General features: G+C 68.2%; 13 protein-coding genes. 4 read left to right on the top strand and 9 right to left on the bottom strand.

Annotation, left to right across the window (positions count from 1 at the left end; translation table 11 throughout):
- Nucleotides 1–58: 58 nt before the first annotated feature.
- Nucleotides 59–1,609: a hypothetical protein gene (locus IEW15_RS23055; RefSeq protein ID WP_188582455.1), complete on the bottom strand. Its 1,551-nt coding sequence runs from the start codon at nt 1,607–1,609 to the stop codon at nt 59–61.
- 293 nt (nt 1,610–1,902) lie between these two features.
- On the opposite strand from IEW15_RS23055, the gene IEW15_RS23050 reads away from it, so the two are divergent.
- A complete protein-coding gene (locus IEW15_RS23050; protein WP_188582454.1) occupies nt 1,903–2,094 on the top strand; it encodes a hypothetical protein in 192 nt (63 codons plus the stop codon).
- On the opposite strand, the gene IEW15_RS23045 is transcribed toward IEW15_RS23050, so the two are convergent.
- Complete coding sequence (locus IEW15_RS23045; RefSeq protein ID WP_188582452.1) at nt 2,077–4,524, bottom strand: ATP-binding protein; 2,448 nt, start codon at nt 4,522–4,524, stop codon at nt 2,077–2,079. The genes IEW15_RS23050 and IEW15_RS23045 overlap by 18 nt on opposite strands.
- Before the next feature lie 382 nt (nt 4,525–4,906).
- Between IEW15_RS23045 and IEW15_RS23040 the strand changes: the two genes are divergently transcribed.
- The gene (locus IEW15_RS23040) at nt 4,907–6,001 is read left to right on the top strand and encodes a DUF1176 domain-containing protein (protein WP_188582450.1); all 1,095 of its coding nucleotides are present in this window, start codon (nt 4,907–4,909) and stop codon (nt 5,999–6,001) included.
- Between the two features lie 67 nt (nt 6,002–6,068).
- Here the strand turns inward: IEW15_RS23040 and asnB are convergent, their stop codons facing one another.
- Genes asnB through IEW15_RS23020 form a run of 4 tightly spaced genes read right to left on the bottom strand, consistent with a single transcriptional unit; the run spans nt 6,069 to nt 11,243 of the window.
- The gene (gene asnB, locus IEW15_RS23035) at nt 6,069–7,913 is read right to left on the bottom strand and encodes an asparagine synthase (glutamine-hydrolyzing) (protein WP_188582447.1); all 1,845 of its coding nucleotides are present in this window, start codon (nt 7,911–7,913) and stop codon (nt 6,069–6,071) included.
- Between the two features lie 14 nt (nt 7,914–7,927).
- Nucleotides 7,928–9,031 (bottom strand): glycosyltransferase, encoded by a 1,104-nt coding sequence (locus tag IEW15_RS23030; RefSeq protein ID WP_306432666.1) that lies wholly within the window; start codon nt 9,029–9,031, stop codon nt 7,928–7,930.
- A complete protein-coding gene (locus tag IEW15_RS23025) occupies nt 9,031–10,251 on the bottom strand; it encodes a glycosyltransferase family 4 protein (protein ID WP_188582443.1) in 1,221 nt (406 codons plus the stop codon). The genes IEW15_RS23030 and IEW15_RS23025 overlap by 1 nt, the downstream gene beginning before the upstream one ends.
- A complete protein-coding gene (locus tag IEW15_RS23020) occupies nt 10,248–11,243 on the bottom strand; it encodes a glycosyltransferase family 9 protein (protein ID WP_188582441.1) in 996 nt (331 codons plus the stop codon). Before IEW15_RS23020 ends, IEW15_RS23025 begins: the two co-directional genes overlap by 4 nt.
- Before the next feature lie 195 nt (nt 11,244–11,438).
- Between IEW15_RS23020 and ygfZ the strand changes: the two genes are divergently transcribed.
- Together ygfZ and IEW15_RS23010 are read left to right on the top strand one after the other, a co-directional pair.
- Nucleotides 11,439–12,380, top strand: a complete 942-nt coding sequence (gene ygfZ / locus IEW15_RS23015; protein WP_188582439.1) for a CAF17-like 4Fe-4S cluster assembly/insertion protein YgfZ — start codon at nt 11,439–11,441, stop codon at nt 12,378–12,380.
- Nucleotides 12,381–12,438: 58 nt separating this feature from the next.
- Nucleotides 12,439–13,044, top strand: a complete 606-nt coding sequence (locus IEW15_RS23010; protein ID WP_229708565.1) for a DNA-3-methyladenine glycosylase I — start codon at nt 12,439–12,441, stop codon at nt 13,042–13,044.
- Nucleotides 13,045–13,049: 5 nt separating this feature from the next.
- On the opposite strand, the gene IEW15_RS23005 is transcribed toward IEW15_RS23010, so the two are convergent.
- From IEW15_RS23005 to pdxH, 3 genes are all read right to left on the bottom strand, one after another.
- Nucleotides 13,050–13,565 carry an adenine phosphoribosyltransferase gene (locus IEW15_RS23005; protein WP_188582435.1) on the bottom strand — a complete coding sequence of 172 codons (516 nt, stop codon included), beginning with the start codon at nt 13,563–13,565 and terminating at the stop codon, nt 13,050–13,052.
- A gap of 182 nt (nt 13,566–13,747) precedes the next feature.
- Nucleotides 13,748–14,692, bottom strand: a complete 945-nt coding sequence (locus IEW15_RS23000) for a cation diffusion facilitator family transporter (RefSeq protein WP_229708562.1) — start codon at nt 14,690–14,692, stop codon at nt 13,748–13,750.
- Nucleotides 14,693–14,702: 10 nt separating this feature from the next.
- Nucleotides 14,703–15,296, bottom strand: coding sequence for a pyridoxamine 5'-phosphate oxidase (gene pdxH / locus IEW15_RS22995; RefSeq protein WP_188582433.1), 594 nt, complete (start codon nt 15,294–15,296; stop codon nt 14,703–14,705).
- Nucleotides 15,297–15,479: the final 183 nt, after the last annotated feature.

Genomic DNA, 15,479 nt, shown 5'->3' with positions numbered 1-15,479 from the left:
TGACCCCGTCTGCGAGGCTGCATAGCCTCATCAACCAGCGACGTCCGCCGAGCCCTTTTCAACATCGGGCGGGACATCCCCTGTTCATGACCACGACGTCCATGTCGATATCACGGCTGATCTGCCCCGCCATGCCGGCAAGATCCGACGTGCCGGTCGCGATCGCGTTCATGTTCGGCGCGCCGTTGCAGTCGATGGCCAGACGCCCCGAAATGCCGGTGCCGGCCCCAGGACTGCGGTTCAGAAGCACCGGCCCACCCGCCAGCCCGTCGTAATCCGCTGGAATCCGGATCACCGCATCGATCTCCACCCGGGTATGGCTGGGGATCAGCAGGGCCGGTGGCGTTTCCGTGCGGCCAAAGCAGATCTTCAACAGTCTGGTGTCGTGATGGCGGACGGTATTGCCGCCAACCAGCCAGGCGCTGCCGAAGGCGGCCTGTATGGCATCATAATTGTCGTCGCTGTCGGGATCGGCGCCGAACCAGGCCAGCCAGGTCTCGCCAGGCATGGCCGCCGTGCCGTCACCGAAGAACAGCCGCTGGTCGGGTGCGGCAGACACCGGCCGCTGGAACCTGACCACATAGGGTGCAGCCCATGCCAGATCCTTGAATTCATGGCGGGTATAGACGCGATCCTCGGCAACCGCCGACCCCTTGGCGCCCCAGGCCCAGCATAGATGCAGATACTTGCCGATCGGTCCCTCCGCACCTGGCGCGCGGATGGTGTAGTCGGTATAGAACGATCCCGGATCATAGCTGTTCGGCGACACACCGTCCGACAGCCGGACATAGGGCGTGCCATTCTGCACCTCGCCTTCAATCCGGCCGAAGGTAAAATCTTTCTCCAAAAGCGTCGGCGCGGCCGCTGCGGGCCGTCCGGTCAGGCGCTTGTAGACGCCGTCGACCTTGATCCACAGCTTGTCGGAGGTCGAGACCATCTTGGCGACCGGCCCCACATCGTCGGGGTTACGGGTCTGGTCCAGATACCAGGTATCGGTGCCGGCACTGGACAGCGCCCAGTTGTCGACAGCCTTGCCGATCTGGAAGAAGCCGAACACCCGGTATTTGCGCGCCCGCCGACCATCGATCAGCATGTAAGGCGGCTCCGCCTCAAGCACCGTGTTCAGATAGTATTCGGCGGTGTTGTTCGGGCATCCGTCCGAGAGCTGAATCCCCGGCACCGACTGGGTGAAGGCGCCCGTCGACGGCATGGCCTCGGCGCCGATCGTGAGGCCGCCACCGTCAAAGGACCAGGCCGCCGCAAGCGTCAGATGGCGATCGATCCGGTGGTTGCGGCTCACCACCACGGTGACATCCCCGGCAACGGCAAACGCGTCGACGGCCGCCAGAACATCACCATCATCGCTGATGCCGTTGCCCGCGGCGCCGAAGGCGAGCGGGTCGATGCCGGCCGCGTGGCTGCGAAGCCAGCGGCCGCTGCCGCCGGCATCGGCGGCGATCACCGTGCCGCCATTATCGGCATCGGTCGATGCGGCCGACCACACGAAACTGCTGCCGCCACCATCGCCGGGCCGATGATAACCGGCAAGCAGGGCATAGCTGCCATCGGCGGGCACAGCTGCCGCCCTCAGCGCAGACATCGTCTCCATGTTCAGAAAACTCATGTCATCACCTTGATTGTGGCGAGCGCTCGATGCGCCCTCCGTCAATACAGGAAAATCAAAATGACTCTCGTCATGCAGATCCCGAGCGCATATGACGCAACATGTGGCCTCTATAATTACATTCAGCTATGCCGGAAACGGAGAAACAGTCACGCGGCACAAAAATTTAGGCATCACAATGCTATCATCAACAACGCCCTGGCCGTCGCCGGACCGCTGTATCCGCCGGTCCGCGTGTCGCGACGACGGTCGCACTGCCCGCACCGGTCGCGGCCACCGTGATCGAACAGACGATGGAGGTTGCAGGCGCCCATGTCGGCGACCGGGTGATCTGCACGCTGGCGCGCGATGCCGGCCCGGATATCCAGGTCGATGGTGTGGTCAGCGCCGCCGACATGGTCACCATCCAGGCGCGCAACACCGCCAGCACGGCACCTGTCCTGGTTTCGGTGTCACTGGCCCGGGACTGATTGGCCTGAAACTGACAGGTCCGACGCTGAATAGGCCGCGGCCGACGGTGGCGCCGGGCGCGCCTTCGGCCGCTGGCCGGGATCCGGCGCGGCGGCACGTGACATGGTGTCCAGTGTCGCCGCCAGGGGCCTGGTTGCGTCGCGCGGCAGCATCACGGTCGCGCGGGTTCCCTGTGCCGGCCGGCTGACAAGGTCGAACTGGCCACCCAGCAGATCGATCAGCCGCACCGCAAGCGGCAGACCAAGGCCGGTGCCGTGGTGGCGGCGATGCATGGCGCTTTCGATCTGGCCGAACACGCTCAGCGCCACCTCGATCTCGGCCGCCGACATGCCGATGCCGGTATCTTCGACCACCAGCACGATGCGGTCCGATGCGGCGCGGTCCGATACGGCACGGGCCGACAGCGTCACCCGGCCACCGGCGGGGGTGAACTTCACGGCGTTCGACAAGAGGTTCAGCAGAACCTGCGCCAGCCGGCGTTCATCGGTGCGCATATCGGGCAGGCCCGGCGCAATGTCGGCCACCAGCCGCACGTGATTGTCCCGTGCCTGCGCCTCCACCATCCGCAGACAGTCGCGGACCACACGCCCCAGAACGACCGGCGCCACATCCACGGTCATCCGGCCGGATTCGGCCTTCGACAGATCCAGGATATCGTTGATCAGCACCAGCAGATGCCGGCCGGAGGTGGCGATGTCACGGCCATAGGCGGCATAGCGCGGGTTGCCGGCAGGGCCGAACATCTCGGCACCGATGATCTCGGAAAAACCGATGATCGCGTTCAACGGCGTGCGCAGTTCATGGCTCATATTGGCCAGGAACTCGGACTTCGCGCTGTTTGCGCGCTCCGCCTGCATCTTGGCCTCCATCAGCGCCTGTTCGAAACGACGCTGCTCGGTAACGTCCTGCACCGCGACCAGCGCGCCGCCCGAGGCGACCGGCCGCACGAACAGGTCCAGCACCCGGCCATTGCGCAATTCTTCAGACCAGGTCCGGGTATGGCGGGTCGCCAGCCGTTCCAGCCGCCGCGACAGAACCTCGCCCAGTTCCGACACGTCATAGCCTTCAACCCGTGCCGCATGTTCAAGAATAGCGTGCAGCGTGGTCCCCCGGCAGGCCAGGGACTCGCTCAGGCCGAACAATTCGCGATAGCGCTGATTGCAGACCACCAGCCGCCGTTCGGCATCGAACATCGCCAGCCCCAGAAACACGTTCTCAAGGGCGGCATTGAACTGCTGGCTGCGCTCTTCCAGTTCCTGTGTGCGGGTGTCGACCTCGGCATTCAGATGATCGGTCAGATGCGACAACGACAGCCGCAGGGTCTCGATGCCGGTCATTGCGGCCTCGATCTGCGGCAGACCGCCGCTGGTACCCACCGGCCGGTCGATCTGGCCCTGCTCGATCCGGTGGATCGCCGCGTGCAGCCGGTCGAGCGGCCGCGCCAGATGGTTCCGCATCAGAACCACAGCGCCGGCAAGACCGGCGCCCGCGATCAGCAGCAACCCCGCCGTGCGCCAGCCCGAGGCGCGCCACGCCGCAAGCGCGTCGCTCTCGGCCAGCAGCACCACAACCTGCATGGCCTGCCCCGGTACCGGCACCGCCGCCGCGAACCACGGCCCTCCGCCATAGTCGCCGCCGATCAGCACCGCCGCCGGCGGCTCGTCGCGCGCCTTTGCCCGGGTCAGAGGCGGCACGTCCCTGATGGCGTGCCGCAACTGGGTGACCTCGGCTTCGGCAAGCCCGGGGCTTGCCGCCAGCACCCCGGCCCCTACGGTCGACATCAACAGCACCCGGCCATGATCGCCGATCGGTGCCGCACCATAGAACGCGGTGAAATGTTCCACATCCACGGCCGCGGCGGCAGCGCCCGCAAAGCCGCCCGCCGGATCGGTCAGCGCCCGGGCGACGGTGAAATAGCGCCGACCGGTAAAGGCGCCATAGGTGGTGCTCCCCACCACCAGACCGCTGTCGGGTGCCCGCATCAGCCGGCTCATGTAATCGTCACCGGCAAGGTCGATCGGCGGCGTCGGGAAGACATGGGTCTGCACATACATCACGCCGGCACGATCCACCGCCCACAGCGCCCGCAGTTGCTGCGAACCGCGGATCAATTCGTCCAGCCGGTCGAACAGCAGACGTGGCCGTGGTGCCGCCCCGTCGCCGCGGAGGCGCATGTCATAGTCCGCCACGCGGTCGACAGCGCGCAGAAGCGTCAGGTCGGCTGCTTCCATCGCCTGGGCGGCATGATCGGCCAGCAGGCGTGCGGTGCCTTCAGCCCGCTCCATGGCGTCGCGCAGTGGCTGCTGATAGGCGACCAGATGCAGCGTGACACCCACCCCGACCAGCACGAGATAGACCGCGATCGCCGCAATCATCAGGGCCTGGATCAACGGCATCTGGAGCAGCGACCGGCGCCCGGACGACGGCATATGACCAGCGGTCTCCTTGAGGTGCGTCGCATGATGCGCGCGACCGGACGGCGGCAGGTCTCGCAAGTCCCGGATCATGACGGCACAGCCAGCAGAGGTCTCCCGAAGGCAACAGACGGCCGACGATACAGTGCCGCAGCCGGGCGTGGGTGGAAGTTTAACGGTAGATGTGTCCCGGTTTCATCATTTTTTGCAGCTTGAACGCGCATCACCCGCACAAGGCGAACCCCCTGCGCGAGATACAGCCTGATCACACATCCCCTGCCCGCGCCGGCCCGTGCCGGATCGACGCCGCCCATTGTGCCGGAGCCGCGGGTCGCCGCACTGTCGGATGCGCTATATGATGTCGATCGCACCCGCTTCCTGTCGACAAGGCCATCCGATGACCCGTCCCACCACCCGCAAGCCGCGCCACCACACCGCAGCCCGCGCGGGCGTGCCCGCGGCTCTGGGCGCCCTGATGCTGATGGCGGCGCCGGCGGCGGCGCAAAGCACCGGCACCTTCAAGGACTGGTGGGTGGCCTGCGACAACCGCCACAGCTGCACGGCCTTCGGCACGGCGCCGGCGATGAGCGATGCCGTGTTCGGCACCTGGCTGTCAGTGGCACGCGACGGCGACGGCGACGCGGTGCCGCGGCTTGCCATCGGCATTCTGCTGGCCGACGAGGCCACGACCGGGCCGGTCACGGCGACGCTTACCGTTCCAGGTGGTGGTGGCAGCCTGCCGCCGATCGACGCCACCATCGATCAGGGAATGCTGATGGCGCCGCTCCCCGCATCGATGGCGGCAGCCGTGCTGCCGGCGCTGCGGCAAGCCAACATGCTGGAGATTACGGTGACCGCGCCCGCAAAGGGGGTTCTGGCCGCCACCCGGGTCTCGCTGGCGGGGGCCTCGGCCGCGCTGCTCTATATCGATGATGCACAGAAGCGGGTGGGTACGGTCACGGCGCTGGTCAGGCCGGGCGACAAGCCGGCCTCGACCATACCGCCAGTGCCGCCGGTGCCGGTAGTGACACCGCCGCAGCCCTCCACGTCCGCCGTGCCCGCCGGATTGCCAGCCGGATTTGACGCCCACCCTCTGGGCGACGACTGCGATCCGCAGGCCCGCGAGATGGTGCCACCGCTGATCGGCCGGCTGGATGCCGCTCATGTGCTGTATGGCGCCGTCTGCATGGCCGGCGCCTATAACATGGTCTATCAGCTGTGGGTCGAAGACCAGAAGGGACAGATCGCGACGGCGGATATCGAGATGCCCGACGGCATCAGTCCGATCGACCTGATGAACGTAGACTATGATGCCGACAATCGCATGCTGTCGAGCTATGCCAAGGGCCGCGGGATCGGTGATTGCGGCACCGCCGCCAGTTGGGTATGGGATGGCCGCCGCTTCCGCCTGACATCGCTGATCGCGATGGAGGTCTGTCAGGGCATTCCGGCCGATGCCTGGCCGGTGCTGTATCGGGCGGAGATCCGCTGAAGATCACGCGCTGGTCAGGTCATTGGCAGGCCGGGCCATTGGCGCGCCGGAGCATTGGCGGGCCGGGTCACTGCCCGGCCAGTGTCGAGGCGATATCCGGCCCCGGTGCCGCGCCGTTCACCTGAATGCGGTGCCACAGCGCCAGCATCAGCAGCCCCCAGGCGCGCTGGCCCTGACCGGGGCGGTCGGCCGCCCGGAACAGGTCGATCACGGCCTCCCGTGGCGACAACCGGGCGATCAGCGGCTCGTCGGCCACCAGTGGCCCCAGCCGCGCGGCGTCGGCCGCAATCCACGCCCCCACCGGCACGGTGAAGCCGCGTTTGGGCGCAAACGGCGTCGCCTCCGGCAGATGCCGTGCCAGCCAGTGGCGCAGCAGCAGCTTGCCGCGCCGCCGGTCGACCTTCATCCGGTCGGGCAAGGGCCAGGCGAAGGCGGCCATGGCCGGGTCCAGAAACGGAGTGCGTCCCTCGATACCATTGGCCATCAGCATCCGGTCCAGCTTCAGCAGCAGGTCGTTGGGCAGCCAGTCGGCGCAATCCACCGCCTGAAGGCGTTGCAGCCGGGTGCCGCCGGCGCGGGCCGCCGCCGCTTCGGCGGCCGCCACGCCCTGGCGCCAGTCATCGGCCGTGGCCGACCATTCCGGCCGCAGCAGCCCCGTACCGTCCAGGTCGCCGCGACGGCGCATCGGGCGGCCCCCGAACAGCCGCCACCGACGGGCACGACGATACCGGCCATAGCCGGCGAACAGCTCGTCGCCGCCCTCGCCCGACAACACCACCTTCACATGGCCGCGCGCAATCTCGGCCAGCTTGAAACTGGGCAAAACCGCATAGTCCAGGGTCGGATCATCCAGCGCCCGCGCCACCTGCGGCGCGATCCGGTCGAAATCGGCGCGGGTCACCAGGGTTTCGATCAGATCGGCACCGGTCACGCCGGCAACGACGCGGGCAGCCGCCCGTTCGTCATGCACCCCGCCATCGCCGAATCCGGCGGTGAAGGCGGTCACCGGCCGGCTGTTCAGGCGCGCCATCATCGCCAGCACGGCCGAACTGTCGACACCGCCCGACAGGAACAGGCCATAGGGCACGTCGCTGCGCTGATGCAGATCGATGGTCTGCTCGAACACGCGGTCAAAAGCGGCCAGCGCCGCATCCATTCGGCGTCCGGGATCGGGATCGGGCCGCGCATCGCCCCCGGGCAGTGCCGGTGCCAGGCGGCGGTCGGTGATCCGCCCGGCCTCGACGATCAGCCGCTCGCCTGGCAGCACCCGGCGGATGGCCGGGAAAACCGTTCCGGCACCGGTGGTGAAATGCAGCTGCAGCAGTTCGATGATCCGCGCGTCATCCAGGGCCGTGCCGGCAAGCCCGGCCCGGATCAGGACCGCCGGCTCCGACGCGAAGGCAAAGCCTTCGGGCCCCTCGACGTAATATAGCGGCTTGATGCCGAACGGGTCACGCGCCAGCACCAGCCGGCCATCGCCGCTGCCGCGCGGATCATGCAGCGCGATGGCATACATGCCGCGCAACCGGTCGAAACCCTCGGTGCCGTGGCGCAGATACAGCGGCAGAGGCGGCTCGCAATCCGATGCGGTGCGGAAGGGTTCGCCGGCGAGGGCAGTCTTCAGTTCCCGATAGTTATAGACCTCGCCATTGGCGACCAGAGCCAGGCTCCGGCTGTGATCGCCACTCGGCACGGCGTTCCGGTCGGCCGGGTCGATCGGCCACAGCAGCGGCTGATCGCCGGTGGCGAGGTCGATGATCGCCAGCCGGGTATGGACCAGCCCCACCCCGCCACGCAGGGTCACACCATGGCCATCAGGGCCGCGATGGCCCATGGCGCCGGCCAGGCGCTCCAGAACCGCGCGGGTGGGCGGCTGGCCGTCCCGGGTCATGATGCCGGCGATGCCGCACATGGGCGACTGTTCCTTCAGCTCCGGGGCAGGATCCGGCGGAAGAGATCGGCATAGGCCCCGACCACCGCCGCCTCGGTGAAATTGCGCTCATAGGCCGTGCGGCCGCCGGCGATCATCGTCTCGCGCAGCCGGGTTTCGCGCAGCACGGTTTCGATGCTTGCCGCCATGGCCGCGTCGTGATCCACCGGTACCAGCAGGCCGTTGGCACCATGAGCGATCAGCTCCGACGGCCCCTGGCTTGCGGCCGCCACCACCGGCACGCCATGCGCCCAGGCTTCCAGCACGATATTGCCCAGCGGTTCGTGACGCGACGAACAGACGAACACATCGGCCGCCGCATACAGCGCCGCCACATCGGTGCGCCAGCCCAGGAATGACACCCGGTCGGTGATGCCAAGCCCGCGCGCCAGTTCGCGCAGATCGTCTTCCAGCGATCCCACGCCTGCCAGCCACAGATGCGCGCGCGGCACCTGCGCCACCGCACGGATCAGCACGTCGAAGCCCTTGTTCGGGTGCAGCCGCCCAAGTCCCAGGATCAGCGGCGCATCATCCGGCGTGCCCCAGCGCGACCGCGGCTCGGGCGGCATCGGCGTGGCGTCGACGAAATTGGGCACGTAGTGGCTGCGCTCGGCCGGCACGCCCTTGCGGCGCAGATAGGCGACGATATCGCGGGTGTTGCCGACCAGATGATCGGCTCCGCGATAGTTCTTCAGATCGTAATAACCACCCAGCCGTGCCACGTGAACGAAATCGCCCGTCGGGCAGGCGGCCGTGGCGCGGTTCATCCAGGTCAGCACGATGTCGGGCCGGAAGCGCTTCACCATCCGCCGCAATCGCCACCAGGTCTTGATGTCGGCATGGCGGCCGAAACGCAGCCCCTGGGGATCCAACCCCGCGGCCCGCAGCGTCGCCATGCGTTCCGGGTGGGGGCGAACGGCGATCGCCTGCTCGATCCCCCTGTGATGGAAGGCGACCGCCAGGCGGTCGAAAAAGGCCTCGGCACCGCCATGGGCGGCGCCCGCCATGAGCTGCATCACCCGGAGCGGCCGGCCATCCCTGAGCAGGACGGGGAGGTCCGGGGGGGTGACGACAGGTCGCGGCTGTTCGGTATCAGGCATCATCCGTCCGTCGGGTTGCCGGGAGGGCGAAGGTGGTCCGCCGTCACGGGCGGGCCCAGCCGATCGCAGCGGGCCCGGTCCATCCCGGCCACGACGGCGCGGATATCGTAGCCGAGCCGGTCCAGATGCGCACGGCCGTTCCGCGCCATCGCCTCGCGGCGGGCCGGATCGTCGGCCAGCGCACCGATGGCCGCCGCGAGTGTATCGGCAGTGGCCGGGTTCAGGGTCAGGCCGGCGCCGTGGACGATGTCGCGGAGCCCGCCGCGATCGGCCGCGATCAGCGGGCAGCCCATCGCCAGGGCCTCAACCGCGGTGCGGCCAAAGGGTTCGTCCCAGACCGACGGCACCACCGCCATCGCGGCGCGACCATAGAGGCCAAGGACCTGATCATAGGTGCGGAAGCCGGTCATCTCGATCAATGGCCGGTCGCGGCCGGCATTGATCTCCGCCACCCGCGCCCGCACGCCCGCCTCGAAGGTCGAAACGGCGGCCATCCGCGCGCCCGCGCCCTCAGGCGGGCGATCGGCGCCCACCATCACCGCCCGCCAGCCCGGCCGGTCGGCGAGTGCCGCGGCGGCCGCCTCGACGAACAGATCCGCGCCCTTGTCTCTGACAATGCGGCCGACGAACAGCACCACCTGCTCGCGCGGCTCGGTGATGGCCGCGCGCTTCGCGTCGAAGACGGACAGGTCGAAACCGATCGGGCAGACCACCGCCTTCGCCGCCAGCGCCGGATCGTCGATGCCGTCGATGCCGTCAAGCAGCCGCGCGCGGATATAGCCGCTGACACAGAACACCGTGTCGAGCCGGGCGAGCAATGCCCGACGTTCGGCGACACTGCGGAAACGGCGCATGGCCTGCGGATCGTTGTGCAGGAACAGGGCAAAACCGGCCCGGGGTGCGATTCGCATCAACCAGGGCAGAAATTCCGGCCGGTTATGGACCTCGATCAGCTTCGGCCGGGCGGCGAGCAGCACCCGGGTCGCCGAGATCAGATAGGCCAGGCGCCGCGACCCGATCAGCCCCCGGGTCGCAAGGCTGCGGAAGCGGATGCCCTCAAAGGGTCGCTCAACCGCAGCACCCAGGACCGTGGTGCGGTCGGCATAGCCACTGAATCGGACAAAATCACGCACCGAGAGCGCGATGGCGCCGGCATTGGCCGCCTGGAAGCTCTCGCTCGGCGTCAGCAGGATGGCAAGATCGGTCGGGCGGTGAGTCATTGGGTCACCAGCCCCGATCGCGCCACGCCAACCCGGTCAAGCAACGCCACCGCGGCCCGCTCCACGGTATCGACGGCAAGGCCGGTCATATAGCAGCGATCGGCCGACGAGGGCCGCTCGGCCGCGAGCTGGTGATAGGATTCGGGCGTCCGCACTGCCACAGCATGTTTTCCCCAAGGGCCATAGACCGCATCCGAGGTTGGTCCGAACAGACCCAGAGTCGGCGCGCCGGCCGCCGCCGCCATGTGCATCAGGCCGCTGTCATTGCCGACAAACAGGTCCGCACGCTCCAGCAGGGCCTGAACCGCCAGCAGCGGCAGGGCGCCGACGATGTCGGGGGCGTTCAGGCTCAGAGCGTGCGCGGCCGACAGCACCGGCTCCGCCTGTGGCCGTTCATGAGCGGCGGCGATCACGGCAACCGAGGCACCACCAAGCCGCCCCTTGGGCCCCGCCAGCCGCCCGATCAGGGCTGCGAACCGATCGGCCGACCATTGCTTGCCCACCCAGTTGGCGGCAGGGGCCACCACCAGAAGCTTGCGGCCATCGGCCGGCAGGGCTCGGGTGGCGACGTCGTGGTCCTGCGGCCGGGTCCAGATGCGGGGTGCCGGGGGTGGGTCCAGATCCAGCGTGCGCGCCAGTTGGAACAGCTTGTGGCGACCGTCTTCGTGGCGCGACAGCACCCGGCGGCGCCGGGCCCGCAGGATCCAGGCAATCGCCGAACCGCGCAGATCGACCACCATGTCCCAGTGCGTGCCGATCACCGCCCGCCACAGATCGCGCCAATGCCCGGCATGACGGCGCTTGACGATCGGGATCACCCGCTCGATCCCCGGCACGGCCGCAAACAGAGCCGCCGCGGGTGCGCCCACGGCAACGGTGACACGCGGCACGCCCCGCCCCGCCGCGCGCTCCGCCCGGATCAGATGATCGAGCAGGCCGGTCGACAGAACCGCATCGCCGATGCGGGTGGAGGTGATGAACAGCAGATTCATGCGCAGTCCCGACCATGGCATCCCGTCGGTTATAGGGTGCCGGTGGCCGGTGATGCAACCGTGGTCCCCGCAGCACCTGGTTTCGGCCCCATGGCATGCGCGGCTTCCCCTTGAACCCGCCGGTCGCCGACGCCACAGTTGAGCGGCTGGCCGGCAACCGGCCGCACCGGACGACGCCACCGACAGGACCGCCACATGACCGAGACCACCCAGCCCCGCATCGCCCGCCTGCCTGGCCGCAGCCTGATCATGCTCGACGGCGCCGATGCGCTGCGCTTCCTCGACGGGCTGGTATCGGGCGACCTCGATCCGGTGGCGGAAGGCCATGCCCGCTATGGCGCCCTGCTCACCCCCCAGGGCAAGATCCTGCATGATCTGATCGTGGCACCGGCCGATCCGGCGGCAGGCGCCGAACGATTGCTGGTGGAATGCGCCACGCCGCTTGCAAGCGATCTGGTCAAGCGGCTGACGCTGTACAAGCTGCGCGCCAAGGTGACCATCCGCCCCGCCACCGCGCTTGTGGTCGCGGTGGCCTTCGGTTCCGGTGCCACGGCGGCGTTGGGTATCGACGGTGCCCCCGGCAGCGTTCGGGCCACGGGCGGCGATGTCGCCGAGGGCGGCGTGCTGCAACTGACCGATCCGCGCCGCGCGGGGCTGGGTGTGCGGCTTTGGGGCAGCGATCAGGCCCTCGCCGACCGCGCAGCCGCGACCGGTCTTGCGCCAGCCGAGGCCACCGACTGGGATCTGTGGCGGATCGAGGCACGGGTGCCCGAAGGACCGGCGGACCTGCCGCCCGAACAGGGGCTGGCGCTGGAACACGATCTGGACCGGCTGAACGGCGTCGCCTTTGACAAGGGCTGCTATGTCGGGCAGGAAGTCACCACGCGCAGCAAGTTCCGCGGCCAGGTCCGCAAGCGCCTGTTCGTGGTCGATGCGGCCGATGGCGCCCGCCTGCCGCCGCCGGGCACACCGGTGATGGCGGGCGAGCGTGCGGCCGGCGATCTGCGCAGCAGCGTCGGGGGCACAGGCATCGCCCTGCTCCGGATCGACCGGACGGACGAGGCGGCAGCCGGCAGCGGCCCGGCCCTGACCGCCGATGGCATCACACTGGCCGCGCGACCGCGTGGCGACGACTGACACGGAAGATCCGCGCCCGGCATCACCTGCCGCGCGCCCATGGAAGGATGCCCGCGCCGTGACCGATACCCCAGCCGCCGCCGACGGCACCTGCCCATGGTGTGGCACCGATCCGCTCTACCGCGCCTATCACGACACCGAATGGGGCGTGCCGGTGCGCGACGACCGGCAGATGTTCGAGATGCTGGTGCTGGAAAGCTTCCAGTCGGGCCTGTCCTGGATCACCATCCTGCGCCGGCGCGAGGGGTTCCGACAGGCGTTTCTAGGCTTCGATGCCGAGGCCGTGGCCCGGATGGGGCCCGATGACGTCGACCGGCTGGTCGGTGATGCCGCCATCATCCGCCATCGCGGCAAGATCGAGGCGACGATCGGCAATGCCCGCGCCACTCTGGCGCTGCGCGATGCCGGGCGCGGGCTCGCCGAGACGCTGTGGGACGTGATCGACGGCCGCCAGATCACCAATCATCTGGCCAGCATGAGCGACGCCCAGGCCCGCACCGATCTGTCAGACCGGATTGCGAAGCTTCTGAAGCAGAAGGGCTTCAGGCATATGGGCTCGACCACCACCTATGCGCTGATGCAGGCGACCGGGCTGGTGAACGATCATCTGGTCAGTTGCCCGCGCCATGCCGAGATTGCCCGCGCCACAGGTGACGCGGGCTGAACCGGTCAGGCTTCCAGTTGAAGCACGGTCTCGGTCGGCACGTCCAGACGTGCACGACCGCCCAGGCCGATCAACTCGATGATGAAGGCGGCACCCGGCACCTCGGCGCCCACCTTGCGCAGCAGGGTGACGGCGGCCGATGCGGTGCCGCCGGTGGCCAGAAGGTCATCCACCAGCACCACCCGCTGGCCGGGCTCGATCATGCCCTCCTGCACCTCGACGACGTCCTCGCCATATTCCAGCGCATAGGCATGGCTGACGGTGCGGCCCGGCAGCTTGCCGCGCTTGCGCACCATCACGAAGCCCTTGCCCAGCGCCAGAGCCAGAGGGGCCGCCGCCAGAAAGCCGCGCGATTCGATCCCGGCCAGCAGGTCGGGCTGCATCGGGCGGATCGCCTCGGCCATCCGGTCGATGGTCTCGCGCCAGGCGTCGGAATGCGCCAGAAGCGTCGAGATGTCATAGAACAGAATGCCCGGCTTCGGAAAATCCGGAACGTGGCGGATATGGCTCGCAAGATCCATGGCGACACTGGTCCTTCTGGAGGTCGGCTAGAGGGGGTGCCGCGCGGCCACGACGACCGGGGCAGATCCGCCACCCGTCGAGCCTAGCAAAACGACAACCTGTAGTGGAGATATTTTCCGGCCAGAGTTCTTCTGGCGATCGATGTTCTTCTGGCGATCGATACCCGCCACGGCATCCACGGCTATCGAAACCGTGGTATGGCCTCGTCGTGACCCATCGGGTCCAGATGGGTGATGATCTCGGCCTCGGGATAATGCACCCGCAGCCGCCGCTCGGCCTCGTCGGCAATGGTATGGGCATGGGCCAGGCTCTGGTCCGGCAGCAGTTCCAGATGCATCTGAATGAAGGTATGCACGCTCGACGACCGGGTGCGCAGGTCGTGCATGCCTTTGACGCCCGGCACCGCCAGAATGATCGCCCGGATGCGTGCGCGATCCTCTGCCGGCAGTTCGTGGTCCATCAGCGCGTCCAGGGCACTGCGCCCGATGCCCCAGGCGCCGCGCAGCAGATGCAGCGCGATCAGCACCGCGATCACCGGATCGGCTTCTGTGATACCCAGATACTGGCTGAGCACGATCGAGGTGATCACGCCCAGATTGATCAGCAGATCGCCGGTATAGTGCAGCCGATCGGCACCGACCGCCATCGATCCGGTCTTTGCCTGCACATCGGCCTGATAGCGCACCAGCACCAGCGTCACAACGATGGCGATCACCATCACGGCGATGCCGATCGTGCCCTCGCCCACCGGTTCCGGCTGGAACAGCCGGCGCACGGCCTCCACCGTCAGCAGCAGCGCCGACCCTGCGACAAACAATGCCTGCCCCATGGCGGCCAGCGGTTCGGCCTTGCCATGGCCGAAGCGATGCCCGGCATCCGCCGGTCGCATCGCCTGGCGCACCGCCAGCAGCGTCACCAGGCTGGCACCGGCATCCGACACGCTGTCGACCAGACTGGACAGAATGCTGACCGACCCGGTCATGATCGCCGCCGCGATCTTCAGCGCCACCAGGGCCAGCGCCACGCACAGCGACGCCATCGTCACCCGGCGCTTCAGCCGGGCCAGCGCCGGGTCGGGTGGTGCCAGAACACCCGTGGGGGCCGGATCGCGGGCGGGAGACATCATCGGCGCCGGATCAGGGAAACAGCCATTGCCGGGTCCAGCCGGCACCGTCGCGCAGATAGACCAGCCGCTGATGCAGCCGGAAACGGCCTTCCTGCCAGAACTCCATGCGCTGCGGCACCACCCGGAAGCCCGACCAGTGATCGGGCCGCGGCACCCGGCCGACATTGAATTTCAGCGCGAATTCGGCCGCCCGCTTCTCAAGCTCATAGCGGCCCTTCATCGGCCGCGACTGCCGCGAGGCCCAGGCGCCGATCTGGCTGTCGCGGGCGCGGCTGGCGAAATAGGCATCGGCCTCGTCCGCCGTCACCTGCTCGACCTGCCCCTGAATGCGGACCTGACGGCCCAGCGGCATCCAGTAGAACAGAAGCGCCGCCTGCGGATTGCCCAGCAGATCGCGGCCCTTGTCGCTTTCGTAATTGGTATAGAAGACGAAGCCATCGCGGTCCCACGCCTTCAGCAGCACCATACGCGCCGCAGGCAGGCCGTCGGTGCCGGCGGTGGCCACGCACACGGCCGTGGGCTCGGTGATCGCGGGCTCGGCGCGCACATCGGCGTACCAGCCGCCAAACTGTTCGAACGGATCTTCAAGCTCGCGGATCGACATCAGATCACAGGCTCCGGCGGAAGGCGGGTCTTCAGGGACGGGATCGGTGCCCAATAGATGCACAGCCACCAGACGGGGGCAAGTCCGGGATGGAAAGCCGAGGGCAACGAGTCCAGGTTAACGCGCTTGCAGAGCCGCCATGAGGTATTGTGTGTCCCACGTGGCAAGTTTGCGCCTGGCCTT

This window comes from Tistrella bauzanensis (genome assembly GCF_014636235.1).
GTDB lineage: Bacteria > Pseudomonadota > Alphaproteobacteria > Tistrellales > Tistrellaceae > Tistrella > Tistrella bauzanensis.
This window is presented reverse-complemented; position numbering and strand designations above follow the sequence as displayed.